This is a genomic window from Streptomyces regalis (assembly GCF_001509475.1).
Lineage (GTDB): Bacteria > Actinomycetota > Actinomycetes > Streptomycetales > Streptomycetaceae > Streptomyces > Streptomyces regalis.
Window position 1 is genome coordinate 1 of record NZ_LLZG01000359.1, and the last position, 19,946, is coordinate 19,946.

Sequence of the window (19,946 nt, forward strand, 5' to 3'; positions counted from 1 at the left end):
GCAGGGCGCGCTCGATGTGCGCCTCGATCCTCCCGTGCAGCAGGGAGAGGGCGCACCAGCCCTGGGCGAGGGCGGTGAGCGCGGGGTCCGTGGCGGTCAAGGCGTTTCCTCCGTCCTGGAGCGGCTGAAGCCAGAGTAGAGCAGGAGTGCAATAGTCTGCGCTTGCAAGTATCAAGCGTCTGCAAGTATTGTCTTCACTTGTAAAGCGCTCCTGCAATCTTCTGGGAAGGTGTAACCCTTCATGCCTCTCGCGCTTCTTGCCCTCGCGATCGGGGCCTTCGGAATCGGAACCACCGAGTTCGTGATCATGGGTCTGCTGCCCGAGGTCGCGGGCGGCTTCGGGGTCTCCATCCCTACAGCAGGGCTGCTCGTGACCGGCTACGCGCTCGGCGTGGTCCTCGGCGCTCCCCTGATGACCGTGCTCGGAACCAAGGTCTCCCGCAAGCGGATGCTGATGCTGCTGATGGGACTGTTCATCGCCGGCAACCTGCTGTCCGCTCTAGCCCCCACCTTCGGCGTCATGCTGATCGGCCGTGTGGTCGCCTCGCTCGCCCACGGCGCCTTCTTCGGCATCGGCTCGGTCGTCGCGGCCGACCTGGTCGCCCCGGACAAGAAGGCCGGGGCCATCGCGATGATGTTCACCGGCCTGACCATCGCCAATGTCGTCGGCGTCCCGCTGGGCACGTTCGTCGGGCAGGCCGCCGGCTGGCGCGTCACCTTCGGCATCGTCGCCGCCCTCGGCGTCGTCGGCCTGCTCGGCATCGCCAAGCTCGTCCCCGACCTGCCCCAGCCCCAGGGCGTACGCCTGCGCCACGAGCTGGCAGCATTCAAGAACGCCCAGGTCCTGCTCGCCATGGCGATGACGGTCCTCGGCTTCGGCGGCGTCTTCGCGGCCATCACCTACATCGCGCCGATGATGACCCATGTCGCCGGCTTCGCCGACGGCTCCGTCACCTGGCTGCTGGTCCTCTTCGGGCTCGGCATGGTCGGCGGCAACCTCATCGGCGGGAAGTACGCCGACCGCGCGCTGATGCCCATGCTGTACGTCTCCCTGGGCGCCCTCGCCGTCGTGCTCGCGCTCTTCACGCTGACGGCCCAGAACAAGGTCCTCGCGGCCATCACCATCGCGCTGATCGGCGCCCTTGGCTTCGCAACCGTTCCGCCGCTGCAGAAGCGCGTCCTCGACCAGGCCCACGGCGCACCGACGCTGGCCTCGGCGGTGAACATCGGCGCCTTCAACCTCGGCAATGCCCTCTCCGCCTGGCTCGGTGGCATCGTCATCGCGGCGGGCTTCGGCTACACGTCCCCCAACTGGGTCGGCGCCGCCCTGGCGACCGCCGCGCTGCTGCTCGCGTTCCTCTCGGCCGCGCTGGAGCGCCGCGACGGGGCATCCCCCAGCACCATCGTCACAGGCATTGCGCCCGCCGAACAGCGAGCCGCCGTACGCCACTGAGCCGACCTGTGTGCGGGGTCAGGGCCGCCCCTGCACACCGCCCCTCGAGACGCACCACCGGCTCCACGCCACAAGGAGAAGCTTCCTCATGAGCACCGCCACAGCCTTCGCCCCCCTGACCACTCAGGACGCCGACGTCCTCGTCGCCGCAGCCCACCGGGCTGCCGAGGTGGCCGGGGTGACCGTCAGCGTCACGGTCCTGGATGCCGGAGGCCATCTGCTCACCTTCCGACGGGACGACCGAGCCGTGCTGGTCTCCGGGGAGACCAGCACCCGCAAGGCCTACACGGCGCTCCAGCTCGACGCCCCCACCGCCGATCTCGTCGACGCCGTACAACCTGGCGGTCTCTTCCACACCCTGCCCACGGCGCTCGACCGGCCGCTGCTGTTCATCGCGGGCGGTGCGCCGATCCATCGGGACGGCCGGCTGATCGGCGCGATCGGTGTGGGCGGCGGGGCGCCGGATCAGGACCACCACGTCGCGACGGCCGCGATCGAGGCACTGGCCTGACGACACCTCAGAGGCGATAACGAAGGGGTCGACTACGGGCGCCGACGACGAAACGCCGGTCCCCGACGGGACCGGCGTTTCCCATGCAATGCCTCAGCCCGCAGCCACCGTCAGTGGAGCGAACCGTCGGGTCCAGTCGCCGGGTAGTTCCGAGATGCCGTACGTCATGACCGCGTTGAAGGCGACGGAGGCCAGACCGTGGTCCTTCGCCCAGGTCAGCAGCTCCTCGTGGCGTACGTCGATGTCGGTGCGCAACAGGCGGTCGGTGTGCGCGGCGAGGGAGGCGATGAGGGCCTTGGCGGTCTCCGTGTCGCGGGCGATCAGGGGGCCCACGACCTGCGTGGCCATGTTCGGCCAGGCACCCGCGAATCCGATGATCCGGCCGTTCGCCTCGGCGACGCGCAGCTGGTCGGCGAATGCGGGGAGCCGCGTGATGATGTGCGTGCGATCTGCGCCGAACACCTCCTCGTCGAGCCGCAGGATCGCGGTGAGGTCCTCTGCGGTGGCCGCACGTGTGGCGACCGACGGCCCCGAGGCGTCGTGCGTGAAGTGCCCGCACAGCATCTCCGCCCGGCCGGTGACCTTGAAGCCGAGTTCCTCGTAGAGCGGTTGGCCGTTCGGCGTCGCGTGCAGCGTCAGCGGTGTCGTGCCCATCGCGGAGACGACGTGACGCATCAGGTGGCGCCCGATGCCCTGGCGGGAATGCCGCTCGGCGACCAGGACCATGCCGATGGCCCCCAGGTCGAGGCGGTCCTGCGGTCCGTACTCCGTGACGACGCAGGCGCTGACGAGCCCGCCGTCGGGGTCGTCGATGCCGTAGCCCTTCCCGGCGGTGAGGAGGAACCCCCACTTGTGTTCCTCACGGGGCCAGCCCCGATCCTCGGACAAGTCGGCGCAGGCGGTGAGATCGCGAGGCGTCAGGCGGCGGATGGGCAGAGCGGCGAGGGAAGGAGTCGGCACGCAGGTCAGGCTGTCTGACGACTGCCCTGGTCGTCCAGCCGTTTCCGGGGACAGGTACGAGCTTTTGGCCATGTCATGGGCCGGCGCACAGCATGCCCGCAGACGCTGGGTGTTTCACGTGAAACATGGAGAAACGACTGGCGTCCAGCAGACGAGCGATCATCGAAGCCGTCTCCGGCCAAGGGCGTGACAGCACATCCCATTAGCCTCATGGCCCATGGCAAGACTCCACCTCTTCGACCTCGACGGCACGCTTCTGCGCGGAACTTCCGCACCCGTGGAGATCTCGCGGCAACTCGGGCTGGAAGCCGAGACCGTGGCACTCGACCGGGAAATCTCAGCGGGGCTCATAGGGCCACCGGAGTACGCGGCCAGGGTGCACGCACTCTGGGCGGATCTCACGGAGGCACACGTAGCGGCCGCTTTCGAGGGCGCTCCTTGGCTGGCCCGAATCCGTGAGGTCTGGGCGGAGATCAGGGGACAGGGGGACTACTGCGCGGTCGTATCGCTCTCGCCCTCCTTCTTCGTGGAGCGGCTGACGGGCTGGGGCGCGCACGCGGCGTACGGTTCCCGCTTTCCAGCCGTGCCGTTCACCGAGCCCGTCGACCCGGCAGGGGTTCTCAGCGCCGCGGCCAAGGTCCTCATCGCCGACCGGCTTTGTGAGGAGTTCGGGGTCACGCGAGCCGATTGCGTCGCTTACGGCGACTCGCTGTCGGACAAGGACCTGTTCGGCGCCGTCCCGGTCTCCGTCGCTGTCAACGCCGACGGCCATCTGGCCGGACTCGCGACCCACTCCTACATAGGGATGGATCTGTGGGAAGCCTATGAATTGGTGCGCAGCAGCCGGTAATCGAAGGAATTAGTCGTTCGCTGCCCCGCCCAATTCGTGGGGGAGGAAGGGGGGACTTGTGATCGGAGCATCGGCCGGTAGGGTCGACTCCGGTTCGTGTCCGAGCTGTGATGCAGACACCCAGCGCGGACCGAGCGCAAGGCAATGCAGCCTAACGGGACGGAGAGATCGAAGACCCGCATTCACGTGTATGCGGCCGGGGCGCCCACACGCGGTGGGATGCTGCGGTGAGAGTACTGCGGCCAATGTCACACTCTCGCCTACTTGTCCGTACTGAGTGTGAATACGGGTTGAATGTGGCCGTATTGGTCGCGGCAACGAACGGGGAAAAGTAAGCCGTCGCGGGGGCAGCAGGCACCTTCCGACCGAGGAAGTGCGCAGACCGACCGAAAGATGTTCGAGGCGAGGCACACCATGGACGCTCCGACCACCACGTCGGCCGACAACGGCACTTCCGGCGGCGGGGGCGGCTGGTTCACGCCGCGCAAGCAGCCGGCGACGACTCCGGGCAGCGAACAGGAGACGGCCGACGGCCGCCGGCTGGCCGCGATGCGTCCGGTCGGCAGGACGGCGCCGGGCGACGACACGCCCTCGTCGGGCCAGGACGGCACACAGCCTCCCACGACGGTCGGCTCGGCAGTGCCCACCCCCGCGGAGGTCGGCGACGGCCCCGGAATACCGGACCCTGCCTCCCGCCCGGCCCCGGAACGGGCACCCGCCGAGCCCGGATACGGCATCGGCGAACCTGGCCGCGCATCGAACGCCGCCCCTGACCCGACCCGGGTCCCTGGCTCTGGCCCCGACGACGCCCACCGCGCGAACCACGGCACAACGCCTCCGGACCGAGACACACCGGTCGCGATATCGACGCCCGGCACACCCACCCCGGGTCACATACCGCCCGCTCCCACGCCGCCGACGCCCGTCTCTGCTCCCGCCTCGGCCAGCGCCCAAGAGCCGCCTGCTCCTGCCCCGGCCCCAAGCCAAGCGGCGTCTGCCCCCGCCGCCGCCCAGGCCGCCGCTGCCCACCAGGGGATATCAGGCCTCAGCCCCATATCCCCACCCTCCCCCCAGCTGCGCGTGCCGACCCAGCGCCCCGCCCCGGCCCAACCCGCCTCCCCGGACGCCGTCCTGATCCGCCGGACGATGGCCGAGATCTCCCCCGTGGCCGACAAGGTCACCTCGTACTTCTACGCGCTGCTCTTCGTACGCCACCCCGACCTGCGCGCCCTGTTCCCGGCCGCGATGGACACCCAGCGCGACCGGCTGCTCAAGGCCCTGCTCACCGCGGCCGAGCACATCGACAACACGCCTGTCCTTGTCGAGTACCTGCAGAACCTCGGACGCGGCCACCGCAAGTACGGCACCCGGGCCGAGCACTACCCGGCCGTCGGCGAGTGCCTCATCGGCGCGCTGAGCAAGTACGCCGGCGGCGTCTGGGACGGGGAGATGGAGGCCGCCTGGGTGCGGACGTACACGACGATCTCGCAGGTCATGATCGACGCTGCGGCGGCGGACGAACTGCGCGCCCCCGCCTGGTGGTACGCGGAGGTCGTGTCGCACGACCTGAGGACCTCGAACATCGCGGTCGTCACCGTCCGCCCCGACCAGCCCTATCCCTTCCTCGCCGGGCAGTACACGAGTCTGGAGACGCCTTGGTGGCCGCGGATCTGGCGGCACTACTCCTTCGCCTCCGCGCCGCGCTCCGACGGCCTGCTGACGTTCCATGTGAAGGCGGTGCCCGCGGGTTGGGTCTCCAACGCGCTGGTGCACCGCGCCCGGCCTGGGGACATCATCCGGCTCGGCCCGCCGGCCGGTTCGATGACTGTGGACCACACCACAGCCAGCGGTCTGCTCTGCGTGGGCGGAGGCACCGGCATAGCGCCGATCAAGGCACTGGTCGAGGATGTCGCCGAGCACGGGGAACGGCGACCGGTCGAGGTCTTCTACGGCGCCCGCACCAACCAGGACCTGTACGACATCGACACGATGCTCAGACTCCAGCAGTCCCACCCCTGGCTGGAGGTCCGCCCAGTGGTGGATCGGCACGGACTGCTCCAGCTTCCCGACGCCATACGCGAGTACGGGCCCTGGACCGAGTACGACGCCTATGTCTCCGGACCGCCTGGCATGATCCGCAGCGGTGTGGACGCGCTGCGAGACATCGGTATCCCGTCCGAGCGCATACGCCATGACTCGGTGGAGGAGCTCGTAGCCACCGGGGACTGACGAGCCGTCGCCCAAGCCGAGCCGACCGTCGGTATCACCCGAGGTCGGGGGCGTGCATGGCGCGGACGCCCTCGATGTTCCCGTCCAGGTAGTGCCGTAGTGACAGCGGTACGAGATGGACGGAGGCGATCCCGACCCGGGTGAACGGCACCCGCACGATCTCGTACTCGCCGACGGGCTCGTCCACCTCGGGGCCGTGCCGCAAGGACGTGTCCATCGACTCCAGGCGGCAGACGAAGAAGTGCTGCACCTTCACACCGGTCGCGCCGCCGTCCTCGCCTATGTGCTCGACGGTGTCGACGAAGCAGGGCACGACGTCGATGATCTTGGCGCCGAGCTCCTCGTACACCTCGCGGTGCAGGGCCTCGACGACAGTCGTGTCCGTCGGCTCGACTCCGCCACCGGGAGTGAGCCAGTAGGGATCCAGACCAGGCTTGGTGCGCTTGATCAGGATCAGATCGTCGCCGTCCAGGAGAACGGCGCGTGCGGTGCGCTTGACCACGGGTCGGACGGTCATGGGAGAAATGTGGCCCGGCTGGTTCCACGTGAAACATCGCGAGATGTCACCGATCGAGCTCACGCTGTGATGGACCTGAATGCCCTGCTCAGGCCCAGTCGGAAGACGCTCGCAGCAACCACTCGTGGGCCCGCGCGATGTGTGGCATCGCCAGCGTGCCGGTACGGACCACCAGGAAGTACGTGCGTAGTGGCGGCACCGGCGGATCGTGCAGGGCGACGACTTCGCCGCGCTCCAGGGCGGCCGCGCACAGATAGCGGGGCAATACCGCCAGCCCCGCCCCCGCTGCCGCGCAGGCGAGGACCGCGCGCAAGTCGGGGACGATCACGGTGCCTGGGGCGGCGGGCCGGGAGTCGTAGACCGATGCCCAGTATCGGGAGACGAAGGGTAAAGACTCGTGCACCTCCACCACCGGGACGTCCTCCAACGCGTGCGCTCCCTTGAGGCGCAGCTCCCCCGAACCGATCCGGTCGGTCCAGCGGGGAGCTGCGACCAGGACGTGCTCCTCGTCGCAGAGTGCAGTCGCCGTGAGCAGAGCGCCACGAGGACGGGCCGTACTGATGGCCAGATCGTGATGTCCGGCGGCCAGCCCTTCGAGGGTCTCCTCGGCGTTGCCGAAGGACGCGCGCAGTGCGAAGCCCTGGCCGTCTTCGCCCGTCAGCTCGGTGAGTGCGGGCAGCGCTCGCTCGGCCGTGAACTCAGGAGGGCCGGCGAGGTGCAGGGTGCGTAAGGAGGACTCGTCGTCGAGACCCGTCTCGGCGATCTCCACCAGGGCGTCGAGGTGCGGCGCCGCCTTGTGGGCGAGCTCGTCGCCGATGGTCGTCGGTGTCACTCCGCGGGCCTGTCGCAGGAACAGGGGGCGGCCCAACTGCCGTTCCAGGGTGCGGATCTGCGAGGTCACGGCCGGCTGCGACAGCCCGAGCAGTGCAGCGGCACGGGTGAAGGAGCCGGCCCGGTGCACCGTCACAAAAGTGCGCAACAAGGCCAGATCCATGCCACACCCTCCCCTTCCCCGCCCTTCTCCCCACCCCCAGGGCAGGGCCCAACTATAAATAAGTCGATAGGTCGCTGTCGCTACTGTGATTGGACACTGACAGAGAGTCAACTAGCCTTGTTCGCGCGGTTCTTCGCGCGCGGAACCGAGGACGGTCCGAGCCACGAGGGGGGAGGCTCGGACCGTCCGTTCTCTGTAGCCGAACACCGGCGGACGCAGGGGCGAACGTGATCACTGCGCCGATTCGTCCAGCGCACGCAGCACATCGGGCACCAGGTCCTCGGGATCCTCGGCACCTACCGACATGCGAATGAAGCCCTCCGGCACGGCGTCGCCACCCCAGCGTCCGCGCCGCTCGGCCGTGGACCGCACCCCGCCGAAGCTGGTCGCGTCGTCGACGAGCCGCAGGGCGTCGAGAAACCGCTCGGCACGCGCACGCGTCGGCAGCGTGAAGGACACCACGCAGCCGTAGCGCCGCATCTGCTGCGAGGCGATCTTGTGCGAGGGGTCGCCCGGCAGCCCCGGATAACGCACGCCGAGCTCCTCCGGCCAGTCCCGCAGCGCCTCGGCGACCGCCAGGGCATTGGCGTTCTGCCGCTCCACACGCAGCTGGAGCGTGGCGAGGGAACGGTGCGCGAGCCAGGCCTCCATGGGTCCCGGAATCGCCCCGATGATCTTGCGCCAGCGCCGTACGGCGGCCATGGCCTCGGCATCGCGGCCGGTGACGTATCCCAGCAGTACGTCGCCATGCCCCGTCAGCTGCTTGGTGCCGCTGGCCACGGAGAAGTCGGCGCCGAGCTCCAGCGGCCGCTGCCCGAGCGGCGTCGCGAGTGTGTTGTCGACGGCGACGAGCGCGCCACGCGTGTGTGCCGCTTCGACGAGCCGGCGGATGTCGCACACGTCGAGGCCGGGGTTCGACGGCGTCTCGAGCCACAGCAGCTTCGCGCCGTCCAGGACGTCGAGCTGTGCGTCCCCGCCGGTCGGCGCCGTGCGCACCTCGATGCCGTACGCCTCCAGCTGCGCCCGCGCCAGGGGCAGCGCCTGGTAGCCGTCGTCGGGCAGGACGACCGCGTCCCCGGCGCGCAGCTGGGAGAAGAGCACCGAGGAGGTGGCGGCCATGCCCGACGCGAAGACCAGCGTCTCGACGCCGTCCTCCCCTGGTGCCTCCAGCTCGCCGATGGCCCGCTCGAGATGGGTCCAGGTCGGATTCTCGTCGCGGCCGTAGGCGTACGGACCTGTGGGCTCGCCCGGCAGGTGGTAGTGGGCGGCGAACACCGGGCCCGGCAGGGTCGGCTCGTGCTTGACCGGCTCGGGCAGCCCGGCCCGCACCGCGCGCGTGCCGTCTCCGGCGCCGGAAGACAGTCCCTGAGGATCTGTACCGCTCATGCCGCCTGTCCCTCCACCTGTTCGCGGACCTCGGCGAGGAGGCCCGTGCTTGCCGCCTCCACCATCTCGAGGCACTCCTCGAAGCCGTCCCGGCCCCCGTAGTACGGGTCCGGCACATCGAGGTCGTCCCCCGCGGCGGGATCGTAGGAACGCAACAGCCGCACCTTCGCCGCGTCCTCCGGCGAGGGCGCAAGGCGACGCAGGGCCTTGAGGTGCCCGGAGTCGAGAGCTATGACGAGGTCGAGGCGGTCGAACCAGGACGGCTGGAACTGGCGGGCCGTGTGGCCGCCGTCGTAGCCGTGCTCCTCCAGGACGGAGACGGTGCGCGGATCGGCCGGGTCGCCCTCGTGCCAGCCGCCGGTGCCGGCACTGTCGACCTCGACCAGTGAGTCGAGTCCGGCCTCCGCCACGCGGGCGCGGAAGACGGACTCGGCCATCGGAGATCGGCAGATGTTGCCGGTACAGACGAAGCAGACGCGGTAGGTCATCGGATGCTCAGTCCCCGTCGGGCAGGACGACGTTGAGCGCCCAGGAGACGATCGAGATGATCAGGCCGCCGAGCACGGCGGTCCAGAAGCCCTCGACGTGGAAGCTCAGGTCGAGCTTGTCGGCGAGCCACGAGGTCAGCAGCAGCATCAGCGCGTTGACGACCAGAGTGAACAGACCGAGCGTCAGGATGAGCAGCGGCAGGCTCAGGAGCTTGACGACCGGCTTGACCAGGAAGTTCACCAGGCCGAAGATCAGTGCGACGACGAGCAGGGTGCCGACCTTCTTGCCCGTGCTGTCACCGGTGAGTGTGATCTTGTCTATCAGCCAGACGGCGACCGCCAGGGCGCCCGCGTTGGCGATCGTCTTGACTACGAAATTCTTCATGTGTCTGATCGTGGCAGACGAGATCGGCCATGAGCACTGCGACAAGAGCGGACGAGAGCGATGAAGGCATTCCGGCTGGACGAACTGGAGGCGGAGCGCGCCGCCAACGAGGGCGCCTACCTGCAGTTTCTGCGCGAGCGGAACATGTCGGTCGGTCTGTATGCGCTGAACGCCGGTGAGCATGATCCACAGAAGCCGCACAATCAGGACGAGGTCTACTTCGTTGTGAGCGGCCGCGCCCAGATCACCGTCGGCATGGAGACCACACAGGTGGCGCGCGGCAGCGTGGTGTACGTGCCGGCCGGGGTCGCCCACAAGTTCCACCACATCAGCGAGGATCTGCGGGTCCTCGTGGTGTTCTCTCCGCCCGAGAGCTGACCTTTGGTCTCGGGGTTCCCTAGGGGATCGATCAGGGGAGGACAAGGGCTGCGAGGCCCCCGCCGGGGCACCTGCCCGCCCTAGCATCGAGTGCAGGGAATCAGCAGATTCGCAGGATCGGACCCGGCACTGTGACGGGCGGAGAGGTAAGGACGAGGGCGATGCGTGAGATCTTCGCAGGACTGCCGTGGTGGGTGAAGTGGATCGCGGTGCCGGTCATCGCCCTGGTCGTGTTCGGTGGGCTGATAGCCAGCGTCGTCGGGTTCGTCATCTGGCTGCTTTTCAAGGTGCTGGTCTTCGTGGCACTGGTCGGTGGACTGATCTACGTCGTACGGAAGTTCATGTCGAGCTCCTCGTCGCGCAGCGACTGGTGAGGGGCCGACAGCGACTGGTGGGGGCCGTGGGGACAGGGAGGCGGTAACAGGAATCACCGGTTCCCTCGGGCGAGGGAAGTTTCCGGGCAGGGCGTCTGCGAGCGGTGGCGGACGAATAGAGTCCGGAAATCGACGCGGGGACGACCCCCGCGAGCGGCGTGCACCCCCTCCCGTGTTCCCCCGCACGGGCTCCCCCCTCGCGCCTTTGGGAGTGACCCTTGGCCACGGTTGACACCGCACCCTCAGAACCCCACGCACCCCTCGGACGGCCGGGCTCCTCCGTACCCCAGGTACCGAGACAGGCCTCCTCGAGGACACCCCCCGAGCAGCCGCAGTCCGCGACGCTCATCGGATCCGTCCAGCGTGCGATGCGCCTGCTGGAATGTGTCGCCGAGCACGAGTACGGCGCTCCCGCGAAGCAGCTCGCCCGCGAGACGGGCCTGGCGCTGCCCACCGCGTACCACCTGTTGCGAACCCTCGTGCACGAGGGCTATCTACGCCGAGACAAGGGCCTGTTCTTCCTTGGCGAGGCGGCCGTTCGGCTGGGCAGCAGCGGAGCCCAGCAGAAACGTCGCAGCACGGTCGCCGAAGCACTCGCCCAATGGCGTGATGCCATCGGTGTCCCCGTTTACTACGCCCAGTACCGCGACGGCGAGATCGAGGTCATGTGCGTCTCCGACACCCCGGGCAATCCCGCGGTCGAGGAGTGGGCCGACTTCCGTGAGACCGGCCACGCGCACGCCATCGGTCAGTGCCTGCTGTCCCAGCTCGACGAGGAAGCCCGCCGCGATCACCTCGACCGCCATCCCGTGCAGTCCATCACCCCGTACACCGTGCGCGACAGCCACACGCTGCTGCAACGCCTCGAACGGACGCGTCGGATGGAGCCGGTGACCGAGCGTCAGGAGTACGCGCTGGGCACGGTGTGCGCGGCGATTCCGATCACGGTGGGCACCACGGCTGCGACGATGGCCATTTCCCTGCCCGCCCATCAGGCCGACCGGCTGCTGTCGGCGGCCCGGCAGCTGCAGGACGAGGTCGGGCGGCTCCTCGGGTCACTGGCGATCTCTATCAGTATCTGAAAACTCACTCCTTGTGATCTCTCGTGTACTTTCAGCAAGATTCCACCAGTGTCGGGTTCGTTCCCGGACAGTCGACGGCAAACGACGGGGTAGGCGATGCGCGAGTCCGTGCAGGCAGAGGTCATGATGAGCTTTCTCGTGTCCGAGGAGCTCTCGTTCCGTATCCCGGTGGAGCTGCGCTACGAGACCTGTGATCCCTATGCCGTACGGCTGACCTTCCACCTGCCCGGTGATGCCCCAGTGACCTGGGCCTTCGGCCGCGAGCTGCTGGTCGATGGGGTGGGCAGACCGTGCGGGGAGGGCGACGTACGGGTCTCGCCGGCCGGTTCCGAGACGCTGGGTGACGTCCTGATCCGGCTTCAGGTCGGTGCCGACCAGGCGCTGTTCCGCTCCTCGGTGGCGCCGCTGGTGGCCTTCCTCGACCGCACCGACAAGCTGGTGCCGCTCGGGCAGGAGGGTGCGCTCGCCGACTTCGATGCCCACCTCGACGAGGCTCTCGACCGCATCCTGGCGGAAGAGCAGAGCGCGGGCTGAAGCGCTACGGCAGCGAGGGGGTGGCGTAACGCTTCGCCGGAGCGCTGCGGGGCGCGCGGGAACGCTTCTTCTTCGCGGGCGTGCGCCGTGTTCCGGCGGATGGGCAGGCCCGCCGCCTGTGCGAGAAGGGCGGCCGTGTCCGTCACCGCTTCCGGCGTCGTCCCCGCCCGCCCCGCCCTGGAGCCGACTGCGTGCCCGCCGGGGCCGGCTGGGTTCCCGCAGACACCGCCCCCTTCTCCGGCCGGTCGGCCGAGACCACCAGGGCCGCGAGAGCCGTGGTGACCGGCACCGAGGCGACCAGGCCGATGGAGCCCACCAGCGTGCGCACGATCTCCTCCGCCACCAACTCACTGTTGGCGACCGTGCCGACGCTGCTCTGCGCGATCGAGAAGAGCAGCAGCAACGGCAGCGCGGCGCCGGCGTAGGCGAGGACCAGTGTGTTGACGACGGACGCGATGTGGTCGCGGCCGATTCGGATGCCCGCCCGGTACAGCCCGCGCCAGCCCATCGTAGGGTTGGCCTCGTGCAGCTCCCAGACCGCGGACGTCTGGGTGACCGTCACGTCGTCGAGGACGCCGAGCGAACCGATGATGACACCGGCGAGCAACAGACCGCTCATGTCGATCGAGGGGTACAGCCCGTGGATCAGACCGGTGTTGTCGTCCGTGTTGCCGGTGAGCGCTGCCCAGTCGATGAACCCCGAGCCGAGAAGGCCGATCAGCAGCAGTGAGAGCAGCGTGCCGAGCACGGCCACCGACGTGCGGGCCGACAAGCCATGGCACATGTAGAGGGCGATCAGCATGATCGCGCTCGCCCCCACCACCGCCACGACCAGCGGGTTCGAGCCCTGCAGGATCGCCGGCAGGATGAAGAAGGTCAGCATCATGAAGCTGATGGCCAGTGCGATCAGCGCCATGACACCGCGCATCCGCCCCACCGCCACGACGGCGAGCGCGAAGATGCCGGCGAGCAGGGCCATCGGGATCCTGCGGTTCACGTCGGTGACGGAGTACTGCAGGTCCTTGGGCGCGGAGGGCTCGTAAGCGACCACGACGTCCTGGCCCTCTTGCAACTGCCGTGACTGGTCGGGCTGCACGATCTCCGTGAAGGTGCGGCCCTTGTCCTTGCCCGTGTCGACGCGGATCGTTGCCTTCTTGCAGGTGCCGTTCTCCTGCTGCACCGCGGAAGAACCCTCGGCGGTGGAGGTGTCCCCGGTCGGGGGCACTCCCGAGGCGCCGACGTCCTTGCAGCTGACCTCGACCACCTTGGTGACCGTGGCATTCTGCGTCTGCCGGTCGAAGCCGACCCCCGTGCGCTCGTGTGGCGGGGCACCGCCCGGCCACAGCACCGCGAGCCCCACCACCACCGCCGCGGCGAACGGGATCAGGATCGCCGCGATGACCTTGCGCAGGTGCTGGGAGACGGGCGCCGCGGGGCCATGGGCGTGACTGTGGGAGTGCGCATGCCCGCCACCGTCATCGCCGCCGTTACCGCCGCCACGGGATCCGCCGGATCCGTCCCCGTGCCCATGGCCACCACCGGAGTCGTGACCGTCGCCCGGGCCGGCGCCCTGCCCCGGTGAGCCGCCGAAACCGGGACCCTGACCGTGCAGTCCACCAGAACCGGGACCGTGCAGGTCGCTGGATCCAGGCCCGCGCCCATGCCCTCCGCCGCCCCCGCTCCCGTGTGGCCCCTGCATCCCACCGGCTCCGGGCCCGTGTTCGTGCCAGCCGCCCGAATCAGCCGTGTGATCGCCGTGGCCGCCTCCGGAACCAGGCCCGTATCCACCGTCGTATCTGCTTCCGGCAACCCCCGAACCCCGGCCGTCAGTACGGCCGTTGCTCCGCGTGGGGCCGCTTCCGGGGCCGTTTCCGAAGCCGGAGCCGCGGGGCGGCTCGGGCGGTGGGTACGGAGGCTCATGCGTCGTGGTCACCGACCGATCATCGCAAGAACGACCGGGGCCCTCTGTTCACCGCGCCCGAATTGGCGCTAGCGTGGTGCCACCTTTGTACACGCGGGAGCTCGGAGCACCGGGCTGAGAGGGCGCTGACCTCCGTCCCTGCGATGTTTCACGTGGAACATCATCCGAAGAGAGTGACGTTCCCCACGAAACGTCGGCAGACGGAAGCCGCTGCGTCGACCGCCGAACCTGTTACCGGGTAATGCCGGCGTAGGGAGTAGGTCTCATGACCATCAAGGACGCGCGCACGCCTGCCTCCGTCCAGGACGACAAGTCCGAGGAGGCCGGGAAGTCCATCGGCTGGCACAAGGCGTATGTCGAGGGCTCGCGCCCCGATCTGCGGGTGCCGGTCCGCCAGGTGCACCTCACCAACGGGCAGTCGGTCACGCTGTACGACACATCGGGCCCGTACACCGATCCACTGGCCGACACCGACGTCCGCAGGGGGCTGCCCCCGCTGCGGGAGAACTGGATCATCGGCCGCGGCGACACCGAGGAGTATGCGGGCCGTCCGGTCCGTCCCGAGGACGACGGGATCAAGCACACCTCCCCGCGCGGCGGCCTGCGCAACCTCGACGCGGTCTTCCCCGGACGGCCGCGCCAGCCGCGCCGGAGCCGTGACGGCGGGGCGGTCACGCAGCTCGCCTATGCGCGCCGCGGCGAGATCACGCCCGAGATGGAGTACGTGGCCATCCGGGAGAACGTTTCGCCGGAAGTGGTCCGCGAGGAGATCGCCGCGGGCCGGGCGGTACTGCCCGCCAACGTCAACCACCCCGAGATCGAGCCGATGATCATCGGCAAGCGGTTCCTGGTGAAGGTCAACGCCAACATCGGCAACTCCGCGGTCACCTCCTCCATCGAGGAGGAGGTCGAGAAGATGACCTGGGCGACCCGCTGGGGCGCCGACACAGTCATGGACCTGTCGACCGGCCGCAACATCCACACCACTCGCGAGTGGGTGCTGCGCAACTCCCCCGTCCCGATCGGCACGGTGCCGCTCTACCAGGCGCTGGAGAAGGTGGACGGCAGGGCCGAGGAACTGACCTGGGAGATCTACAAGGACACGGTCATCGAACAGGCCGAACAGGGCGTGGACTACATGACGGTCCACGCGGGCGTGCGCCTGCCGTATGTGCCGCTCACCGCCAACCGCAAGACCGGCATCGTCTCCCGCGGCGGCTCCATCATGGCGGCGTGGTGCCTGGCGCACCACAAGGAGTCGTTCCTGTACGAGAACTTCGAGGAGCTCTGCGAGATCCTCGCCGCCTACGACGTCACGTACTCGCTGGGCGACGGCCTCAGGCCGGGCTCGATCGCGGACGCCAACGACGAGGCGCAGTTCGCGGAGTTGAGGACGCTCGGGGAACTCAACCGGATCGCGAAGCGTTTCAACGTACAGACCATGATCGAGGGCCCGGGACATGTCCCGATGCACAAGATCAAGGAGAACATCGACCTTCAGCAGGAGATCTGCGATGAAGCTCCGTTCTATACGCTCGGCCCGCTGACCACGGACGTCGCGCCGGCGTACGACCACATCACCTCCGGCATCGGTGCCGCGATGATCGCCTGGTGGGGCACGGCCATGCTCTGCTACGTCACGCCCAAGGAGCACCTGGGCCTGCCCAACCGTGACGACGTCAAGACCGGCGTCATCACCTACAAGATCGCCGCCCACGCGGCCGATCTCGCCAAGGGGCATCCCGGTGTGCAGGAGTGGGACGACGCGCTGTCCGACGCCCGCTTCGAGTTCCGGTGGGAGGACCAGTTCAACCTGGCTCTCGACCCGGACACGGCACGGGAGTTCCACGACGAGACCCTTCCGGCCGAGCCCGCCAAGACGGCCCACTTCTGCTCCATGTGCGGGCCGAAGTTCTGCTCGATGAAGATCTCCCAGGACATCCGCCGCGAACACGGCGGTTCCCGGGAGGAGATCGAGGAGGGCATGGCTCAGAAGTCGAAGGAGTTCGCCGCGGCGGGTAACCGTGTGTACCTGCCGATGGCGGACTGACGCCGACGTCCTGACCCAGGGCGCCATGCCCCGGTGTCCGGCATGCTGCCCGGGCATTCGGCTTGCGCCTCCCCGAGGAGGTCTCCCCGGGGCTCCGTCGCTCAGGAGGGTCCCCGGCGGGGCTCTCCTACGGCGGGGGCGCAAGCCGAGGGGCTACTCCGGCTGGTGTTCCGGCCCTCCGAAGTCCGGGCTCGTGTAGTCCGGGCTGGAGAAGCTCGGCCGTGGGCCCCGGGAGCCACCGTCGTCCGGGCTGCTGAAGCCCGGGCGGTCGTAGCCGAGGTTCGGGATACGGCCGGCCGGCGTCGACGGTGGCGTGCGGTGCAGTGCCGATGCCGTGCCGGGGGCGGCGAGCGCCTCCCGCAGGAAGGGCAGGACGCCGCGCTCCAGAAGGGCCTCGCGCCAGGCTTCCCTGGCCCGGGTGACTTCCTCGCTCAGTTCGCCGTACGGGCCGCCGTCGAATGCCGGCCGGTTGCGCAGGGCGGTGAGCAGGAGTCCGACGGCGGCGACCAGGATCGCGGCCGCCGCCACGGCGCCGAACACCCATCCGGTGGTCAGCATCGTCTGGGCGAACGCCGGCTCGGGGTCGAACATCTTCAGGATGTAGCCGACGAGCAGGAAGATCGCCGCGGCGGTGCCGGCGAGAACGGGTGCCAGGACGGCGAGGACGGCGACGACGCCCGGGCCGGCGGTCTCAGCGACCTCTCCCATGGTGGTGGCGAGCCCCATCGCACCCATGCCCGGCTCGGTGGAGCCGGACTCGCGGGCGGACGACGGGGTGGACGGCGCCGGCTGGCGCAGTTCCTCGCGGACCTTCACGTAGTGCTGGTACTCGGTCGCCGCGGCCGCCGTGATGAGTGCGGTGGCGTTGAGCGCCATGGTGCGCAGCTGTTCGGGGTTGAGCCGCTGTCCGACAGCGGCCAGTTCCGGGCGGTGTGGTGCGGAGCGCAGCGCCTCATCGAGGATCCGCTCGTACTCTTGGCGGTCCTCGCTGTGCAGGTGCTGCGGAACGCTGTTCATGTGCATCCCCCGATGCTCCGTAGGGCTTGGGGCTCGCATGCCAACGAGCCGTCGGGCAGAAACGGAGGGGAGCCTGCTACGGATAAGCCGATGGTAGAGCGGTGACGGCACACGGTGACAGGGGGTTTCCCAAAATTGGGCCCTGGCCTGCGCCGTCCTCCGTCACTGTGCCATGGGGGACGCCTGCCCGGTGAACGTTCAGATATCCAGGGGAAGTTGCTGGACCAGCAGCTTTCCGGCCATGGTCACGCCGCCGTCCATCGCGATGGCGAGGCGGTCGGCGTAGACGTGCGGTCCCTCGATCAGGGGGCCGGCGCTGTCCTCGCCCTCCTCGGAGCCGACCTCGCCCAACAGGTACGGAATGGGGCTGTGGCCGTGAACGATGCGGGTGCCGCCGTACGTATCGAGCAGGGAGCGAACGTGGTCGGCGCCACCCTCGTCGCGGAAGGAGAACCGCTTGGTGAACTTGCGGAACAGGTCCCAGACTTCGTCGGCGTCGTTGCGCGTGAGTGTCTCGCGGACGGTGTCGTTGACGGCCTCGATCGAGTCGCCGTAGTCGAGATAGGCGGTGGTGTCCGAGTGCACGAGCAGATGGCCGTCGACCTCTTCCATGGCGTCCAGCCGGGACATCCACTGCAGGTGGTGGTCCTGGAGGCGGTCCATGTCGGTCTTCTGGCCGCCGTTGAGCAGCCAGGCCGCCTGGAAGGTGGCGGTGCCCGCGCCGGAGTTGACGGGGGTGTCGCCGAACCGCTTGGCGCCGATCAGCAGCAGCTCGTGGTTGCCCATCAGGGCCTTGCAGTAGCCGCCGGCCGCGGCGGCCTCCGCCGACAGTCGCATCACGAGGTCGATGACGCCGATGCCGTCGGGGCCGCGGTCGGTGAAGTCGCCGAGGAACCACAGCCGGGCGGTGCCCGCGCACCAGTTCCCCGCCGAGTCGATGAGGCCCTTCTCCTGGAGCGCGGCCACCAACTCGTCGAGATAGCCGTGCACGTCACCGACGACGAACAGTGGACCCGGACCGTCCACCGACTGCGGCTCCGGCACGGCCGCGGGGTCGACGGTCACTTGAAGGGTGTCACCGCGGTTGATCACGGGCAGGTCGCGCTGCGTGGGCGTGTAGCCCTCCGGATGGGCTTCGTCGAGGGGCGGGGCGACGTCGCCGGGGTGCGTGCTCTGGGCGTACGGACCGGTCTCGTGGACGTAAGCGGGCACCCGGAAGTCGCGCAACGTCGCCGTACGCTCCATCTCGGGTCCCTGACCGGCCCCCTGAGTCATCAGACCCCTCCACCATCGCGCCGCAGCTGCACCGCATCGGACTGCCTGGTCGCAGCGGCCCGCGGGTGTCGTGGGCCCATCATAGGAATGCCGATCGCGCCATGTGATGACCCAGGGGTGGTGAATCGGAGCAGGACTCCTGTTCACCGCGGCTTTCGCCCCGATTGGCCAGGACTTCGGCCGCCTCGATGACCGCGCTTTCTTCCGCTCTTCGACCTGCGTGTGCCGCCCTCCGACCTGCTTCTACCGCTCCTCGGGCGACCGAGGCGGGCTGACCGTCGTACGCGGCGGACGTCGCTGGGACGAGGTACGCACGATCAGCTCGGTCGGTATCACCTGCTCGACCGGTCGGTCCGACTCGACGCCCTCGATGGCGTCGATGAGGAGCTGGACCACGGCCGTGCCGATCCGGCGCGGCTTCAGGGAGAGCGTGGTGATGGGTGGCTCGGTGTTGGCATACACGGTGGACTCGCTGCAACAGACCAGAAGCAGGTCGTCCGGTACGCGCAGGCCGTAGCGGCGGGCGGCGGCGAGCAGGTCGGTGCCGTTCGGGTCGAACAGGCCGTAGACGGCGTCGGGGCGGTCAGGGCGGGCGAGCAGCCGGTCGGCGGCGACGGCGCCCGCACACGGGTCGTGCGCCGGGTAGGCCTCGTACACCGGATCCTGGCCGACCCGCTCGCACCAGCGCAGGTAGGCGGTGGTCGACAGATGGGTGTACGTGTCCGTCGTGGTGCCGGTCAGCAGACCGATCCGGCGGGCGCCGGCGTCGGCCAGGTGGTCGAGGATGCCGAGTACGGCGGCCTCGTGGTCGTTGTCGACCCAGGCGGTGACCGGGAGCGAACCGGCCGGGCGGCCGTCGGAGACGACCGGTAGGCCCTGCCTGACCAGTTCGCTGACGACCGGGTCCTGGTCGGACGGGTCGATGACGACCGTGCCGTCGAGGGCGACGTTCGACCACACGTCGTGGCGCGAGGTCGCGGGGAGGATCACGAGGGCGTAGCCGCGGGCGAGCGCGGCCGAGGTCGCGGCTCGGGCCATCTCGGCGAAGTACGCGAACTCGGTGAAGGTGAAAGGTTCATCCCCGTATGTCGTCACGGTCAGGCCGATGAGACCTGATTTGCCGGTACGGAGTGTGCGGGCGGCGGCCGAGGGCCGGTAGCCCAGCCGATCGGCGACCTCGCGGACATGGCGTCGGGTGGCGTCGGGGAGCCGACCCTTGCCGTTGAGGGCATCGGAGACGGTAGTGATGGAGACCCCGGCGGCGGCGGCCACGTCTCTGATGCCCGCCCGGCTGGGCCGACTGCCTCGACGAGAGGTTTCCGCGCGGCTCACCTGGTGCTTCCCTGCTGCTGTCATGGCGAGCCGATAGTAGGGCTCATGCGGTGGGGTAGTGCGGACGCATATGCACTCGTTGACAGGCACGTTTCTGCAAGGTCATTGAGCGTCAAATCCCTTGGAATGCAAGGTAGTTGAACGATCCAATGATAGGACGTGACTTGTCGACACGCATGGGCCTGCCAAGTGTCCGATGTTTCGAAGAGG

General features: G+C 69.0%; 19 protein-coding genes and 1 pseudogene. 9 read left to right on the forward strand and 11 right to left on the reverse strand.

Annotated features, from left to right (window positions below):
- Nucleotides 1-100, reverse strand: a pseudogene (locus ADL12_RS31360) (MarR family transcriptional regulator); the annotation flags it as partial.
- A 141-nt stretch (nucleotides 101-241) separates the two neighbouring features.
- Between ADL12_RS31360 and ADL12_RS31365 the strand changes: the two are divergent.
- Together ADL12_RS31365 and ADL12_RS31370 are read left to right on the forward strand one after the other, a co-directional pair.
- Nucleotides 242-1,453, forward strand: a complete 1,212-nt coding sequence (locus ADL12_RS31365) for an MFS transporter (protein WP_062707944.1) — start codon at nucleotides 242-244, stop codon at nucleotides 1,451-1,453.
- 88 nt (nucleotides 1,454-1,541) lie between these two features.
- On the forward strand, nucleotides 1,542-1,964 hold the full coding sequence (locus ADL12_RS31370; RefSeq protein ID WP_062707947.1) for a GlcG/HbpS family heme-binding protein: 423 nt from the start codon (nucleotides 1,542-1,544) through the stop codon (nucleotides 1,962-1,964).
- Between the two features lie 93 nt (nucleotides 1,965-2,057).
- Here ADL12_RS31370 and ADL12_RS31375 read toward each other — a convergent pair whose 3' ends face one another.
- On the reverse strand, nucleotides 2,058-2,924 hold the full coding sequence (locus ADL12_RS31375; protein WP_062707950.1) for a GNAT family N-acetyltransferase: 867 nt from the start codon (nucleotides 2,922-2,924) through the stop codon (nucleotides 2,058-2,060).
- A gap of 217 nt (nucleotides 2,925-3,141) precedes the next feature.
- On the opposite strand from ADL12_RS31375, the gene ADL12_RS31380 reads away from it, so the two are divergent.
- Nucleotides 3,142-3,774, forward strand: coding sequence for an HAD family hydrolase (locus ADL12_RS31380; protein ID WP_062707952.1), 633 nt, complete (start codon nucleotides 3,142-3,144; stop codon nucleotides 3,772-3,774).
- Between the two features lie 414 nt (nucleotides 3,775-4,188).
- On the forward strand, nucleotides 4,189-6,003 hold the full coding sequence (locus ADL12_RS53205; RefSeq protein WP_167364447.1) for a globin domain-containing protein: 1,815 nt from the start codon (nucleotides 4,189-4,191) through the stop codon (nucleotides 6,001-6,003).
- 34 nt (nucleotides 6,004-6,037) lie between these two features.
- Here the strand turns inward: ADL12_RS53205 and ADL12_RS31390 are convergent, their stop codons facing one another.
- The 5 genes from ADL12_RS31390 to ADL12_RS31410 form a co-directional block, all read right to left on the reverse strand.
- On the reverse strand, nucleotides 6,038-6,520 hold the full coding sequence (locus ADL12_RS31390; RefSeq protein WP_062707956.1) for an NUDIX domain-containing protein: 483 nt from the start codon (nucleotides 6,518-6,520) through the stop codon (nucleotides 6,038-6,040).
- An 88-nt stretch (nucleotides 6,521-6,608) separates the two neighbouring features.
- Entirely contained in the window at nucleotides 6,609-7,514 is a 906-nt protein-coding gene (locus ADL12_RS31395; protein WP_062707958.1) for a LysR family transcriptional regulator, read from the reverse strand.
- Between the two features lie 231 nt (nucleotides 7,515-7,745).
- Nucleotides 7,746-8,900 carry a cystathionine gamma-lyase gene (locus ADL12_RS31400; protein ID WP_062707961.1) on the reverse strand — a complete coding sequence of 385 codons (1,155 nt, stop codon included), beginning with the start codon at nucleotides 8,898-8,900 and terminating at the stop codon, nucleotides 7,746-7,748.
- Complete coding sequence (locus ADL12_RS31405) at nucleotides 8,897-9,388, reverse strand: low molecular weight protein-tyrosine-phosphatase (RefSeq protein WP_062707964.1); 492 nt, start codon at nucleotides 9,386-9,388, stop codon at nucleotides 8,897-8,899. The genes ADL12_RS31400 and ADL12_RS31405 overlap by 4 nt, the downstream gene beginning before the upstream one ends.
- 7 nt (nucleotides 9,389-9,395) lie before the next feature.
- On the reverse strand, nucleotides 9,396-9,773 hold the full coding sequence (locus ADL12_RS31410; protein ID WP_062707967.1) for a phage holin family protein: 378 nt from the start codon (nucleotides 9,771-9,773) through the stop codon (nucleotides 9,396-9,398).
- Between the two features lie 60 nt (nucleotides 9,774-9,833).
- Here ADL12_RS31410 and ADL12_RS31415 point away from each other — a divergent pair, with 60 nt between their 5' ends.
- The 4 genes from ADL12_RS31415 (at nucleotide 9,834) to ADL12_RS31430 (ending at nucleotide 12,141) form a co-directional block, all read left to right on the forward strand.
- On the forward strand, nucleotides 9,834-10,151 hold the full coding sequence (locus ADL12_RS31415) for a cupin domain-containing protein (RefSeq protein ID WP_019755167.1): 318 nt from the start codon (nucleotides 9,834-9,836) through the stop codon (nucleotides 10,149-10,151).
- Nucleotides 10,152-10,312: 161 nt separating this feature from the next.
- Nucleotides 10,313-10,525 carry a DUF5326 family protein gene (locus ADL12_RS31420; RefSeq protein ID WP_062707970.1) on the forward strand — a complete coding sequence of 71 codons (213 nt, stop codon included), beginning with the start codon at nucleotides 10,313-10,315 and terminating at the stop codon, nucleotides 10,523-10,525.
- 347 nt (nucleotides 10,526-10,872) lie between these two features.
- Complete coding sequence (locus ADL12_RS31425) at nucleotides 10,873-11,607, forward strand: IclR family transcriptional regulator (RefSeq protein WP_341846385.1); 735 nt, start codon at nucleotides 10,873-10,875, stop codon at nucleotides 11,605-11,607.
- Between the two features lie 96 nt (nucleotides 11,608-11,703).
- Nucleotides 11,704-12,141: an SsgA family sporulation/cell division regulator gene (locus ADL12_RS31430; protein WP_062707976.1), complete on the forward strand. Its 438-nt coding sequence runs from the start codon at nucleotides 11,704-11,706 to the stop codon at nucleotides 12,139-12,141.
- A 142-nt stretch (nucleotides 12,142-12,283) separates the two neighbouring features.
- On the opposite strand, the gene ADL12_RS31435 is transcribed toward ADL12_RS31430, so the two are convergent.
- The gene (locus tag ADL12_RS31435) at nucleotides 12,284-13,840 is read right to left on the reverse strand and encodes a YibE/F family protein (protein ID WP_062707981.1); all 1,557 of its coding nucleotides are present in this window, start codon (nucleotides 13,838-13,840) and stop codon (nucleotides 12,284-12,286) included.
- Nucleotides 13,841-14,327: 487 nt separating this feature from the next.
- On the opposite strand from ADL12_RS31435, the gene thiC reads away from it, so the two are divergent.
- On the forward strand, nucleotides 14,328-16,112 hold the full coding sequence (gene thiC, locus ADL12_RS31440; RefSeq protein ID WP_062707984.1) for a phosphomethylpyrimidine synthase ThiC: 1,785 nt from the start codon (nucleotides 14,328-14,330) through the stop codon (nucleotides 16,110-16,112).
- 153 nt (nucleotides 16,113-16,265) lie between these two features.
- Here the strand turns inward: thiC and ADL12_RS31445 are convergent, their stop codons facing one another.
- The 3 genes from ADL12_RS31445 to ADL12_RS31455 all read right to left on the reverse strand — a co-directional run bounded on the left by ADL12_RS31445 (nucleotide 16,266) and on the right by ADL12_RS31455 (nucleotide 19,760).
- Complete coding sequence (locus ADL12_RS31445) at nucleotides 16,266-17,135, reverse strand: hypothetical protein (RefSeq protein ID WP_062707988.1); 870 nt, start codon at nucleotides 17,133-17,135, stop codon at nucleotides 16,266-16,268.
- A gap of 192 nt (nucleotides 17,136-17,327) precedes the next feature.
- Entirely contained in the window at nucleotides 17,328-18,404 is a 1,077-nt protein-coding gene (locus ADL12_RS31450; RefSeq protein ID WP_062707992.1) for a metallophosphoesterase, read from the reverse strand.
- Between the two features lie 243 nt (nucleotides 18,405-18,647).
- A complete protein-coding gene (locus ADL12_RS31455; RefSeq protein ID WP_079052380.1) occupies nucleotides 18,648-19,760 on the reverse strand; it encodes a LacI family DNA-binding transcriptional regulator in 1,113 nt (370 codons plus the stop codon).
- Between the last annotated feature and the right edge of the window lie 186 nt (nucleotides 19,761-19,946).

What these genes read in the sequence shown, in the direction of transcription:
- ADL12_RS31365 (WP_062707944.1), top strand. Translation starts at nt 242, where the DNA reads ATGCCTCTCGCGCTTCTTGCCCTCGCGATCGGGGCCTTCGGAATCGGA.
- ADL12_RS31370 (WP_062707947.1), top strand. Translation starts at nt 1,542, where the DNA reads ATGAGCACCGCCACAGCCTTCGCCCCCCTGACCACTCAGGACGCCGAC.
- ADL12_RS31380 (WP_062707952.1), top strand. Translation starts at nt 3,142, where the DNA reads ATGGCAAGACTCCACCTCTTCGACCTCGACGGCACGCTTCTGCGCGGA.
- ADL12_RS53205 (WP_167364447.1), top strand. Translation starts at nt 4,189, where the DNA reads ATGGACGCTCCGACCACCACGTCGGCCGACAACGGCACTTCCGGCGGC.
- ADL12_RS31390 (WP_062707956.1), bottom strand. Translation starts at nt 6,520, where the DNA reads ATGACCGTCCGACCCGTGGTCAAGCGCACCGCACGCGCCGTTCTCCTG.
- ADL12_RS31395 (WP_062707958.1), bottom strand. Translation starts at nt 7,514, where the DNA reads ATGGATCTGGCCTTGTTGCGCACTTTTGTGACGGTGCACCGGGCCGGC.
- ADL12_RS31400 (WP_062707961.1), bottom strand. Translation starts at nt 8,900, where the DNA reads ATGAGCGGTACAGATCCTCAGGGACTGTCTTCCGGCGCCGGAGACGGC.
- ADL12_RS31405 (WP_062707964.1), bottom strand. Translation starts at nt 9,388, where the DNA reads ATGACCTACCGCGTCTGCTTCGTCTGTACCGGCAACATCTGCCGATCT.
- ADL12_RS31410 (WP_062707967.1), bottom strand. Translation starts at nt 9,773, where the DNA reads ATGAAGAATTTCGTAGTCAAGACGATCGCCAACGCGGGCGCCCTGGCG.
- ADL12_RS31415 (WP_019755167.1), top strand. Translation starts at nt 9,834, where the DNA reads ATGAAGGCATTCCGGCTGGACGAACTGGAGGCGGAGCGCGCCGCCAAC.
- ADL12_RS31420 (WP_062707970.1), top strand. Translation starts at nt 10,313, where the DNA reads ATGCGTGAGATCTTCGCAGGACTGCCGTGGTGGGTGAAGTGGATCGCG.
- ADL12_RS31430 (WP_062707976.1), top strand. Translation starts at nt 11,704, where the DNA reads ATGCGCGAGTCCGTGCAGGCAGAGGTCATGATGAGCTTTCTCGTGTCC.
- ADL12_RS31435 (WP_062707981.1), bottom strand. Translation starts at nt 13,840, where the DNA reads ATGCAGGGGCCACACGGGAGCGGGGGCGGCGGAGGGCATGGGCGCGGG.
- thiC (WP_062707984.1), top strand. Translation starts at nt 14,328, where the DNA reads ATGACCATCAAGGACGCGCGCACGCCTGCCTCCGTCCAGGACGACAAG.
- ADL12_RS31445 (WP_062707988.1), bottom strand. Translation starts at nt 17,135, where the DNA reads ATGCACATGAACAGCGTTCCGCAGCACCTGCACAGCGAGGACCGCCAA.
- ADL12_RS31450 (WP_062707992.1), bottom strand. Translation starts at nt 18,404, where the DNA reads ATGACTCAGGGGGCCGGTCAGGGACCCGAGATGGAGCGTACGGCGACG.
- ADL12_RS31455 (WP_079052380.1), bottom strand. Translation starts at nt 19,760, where the DNA reads ATGACAGCAGCAGGGAAGCACCAGGTGAGCCGCGCGGAAACCTCTCGT.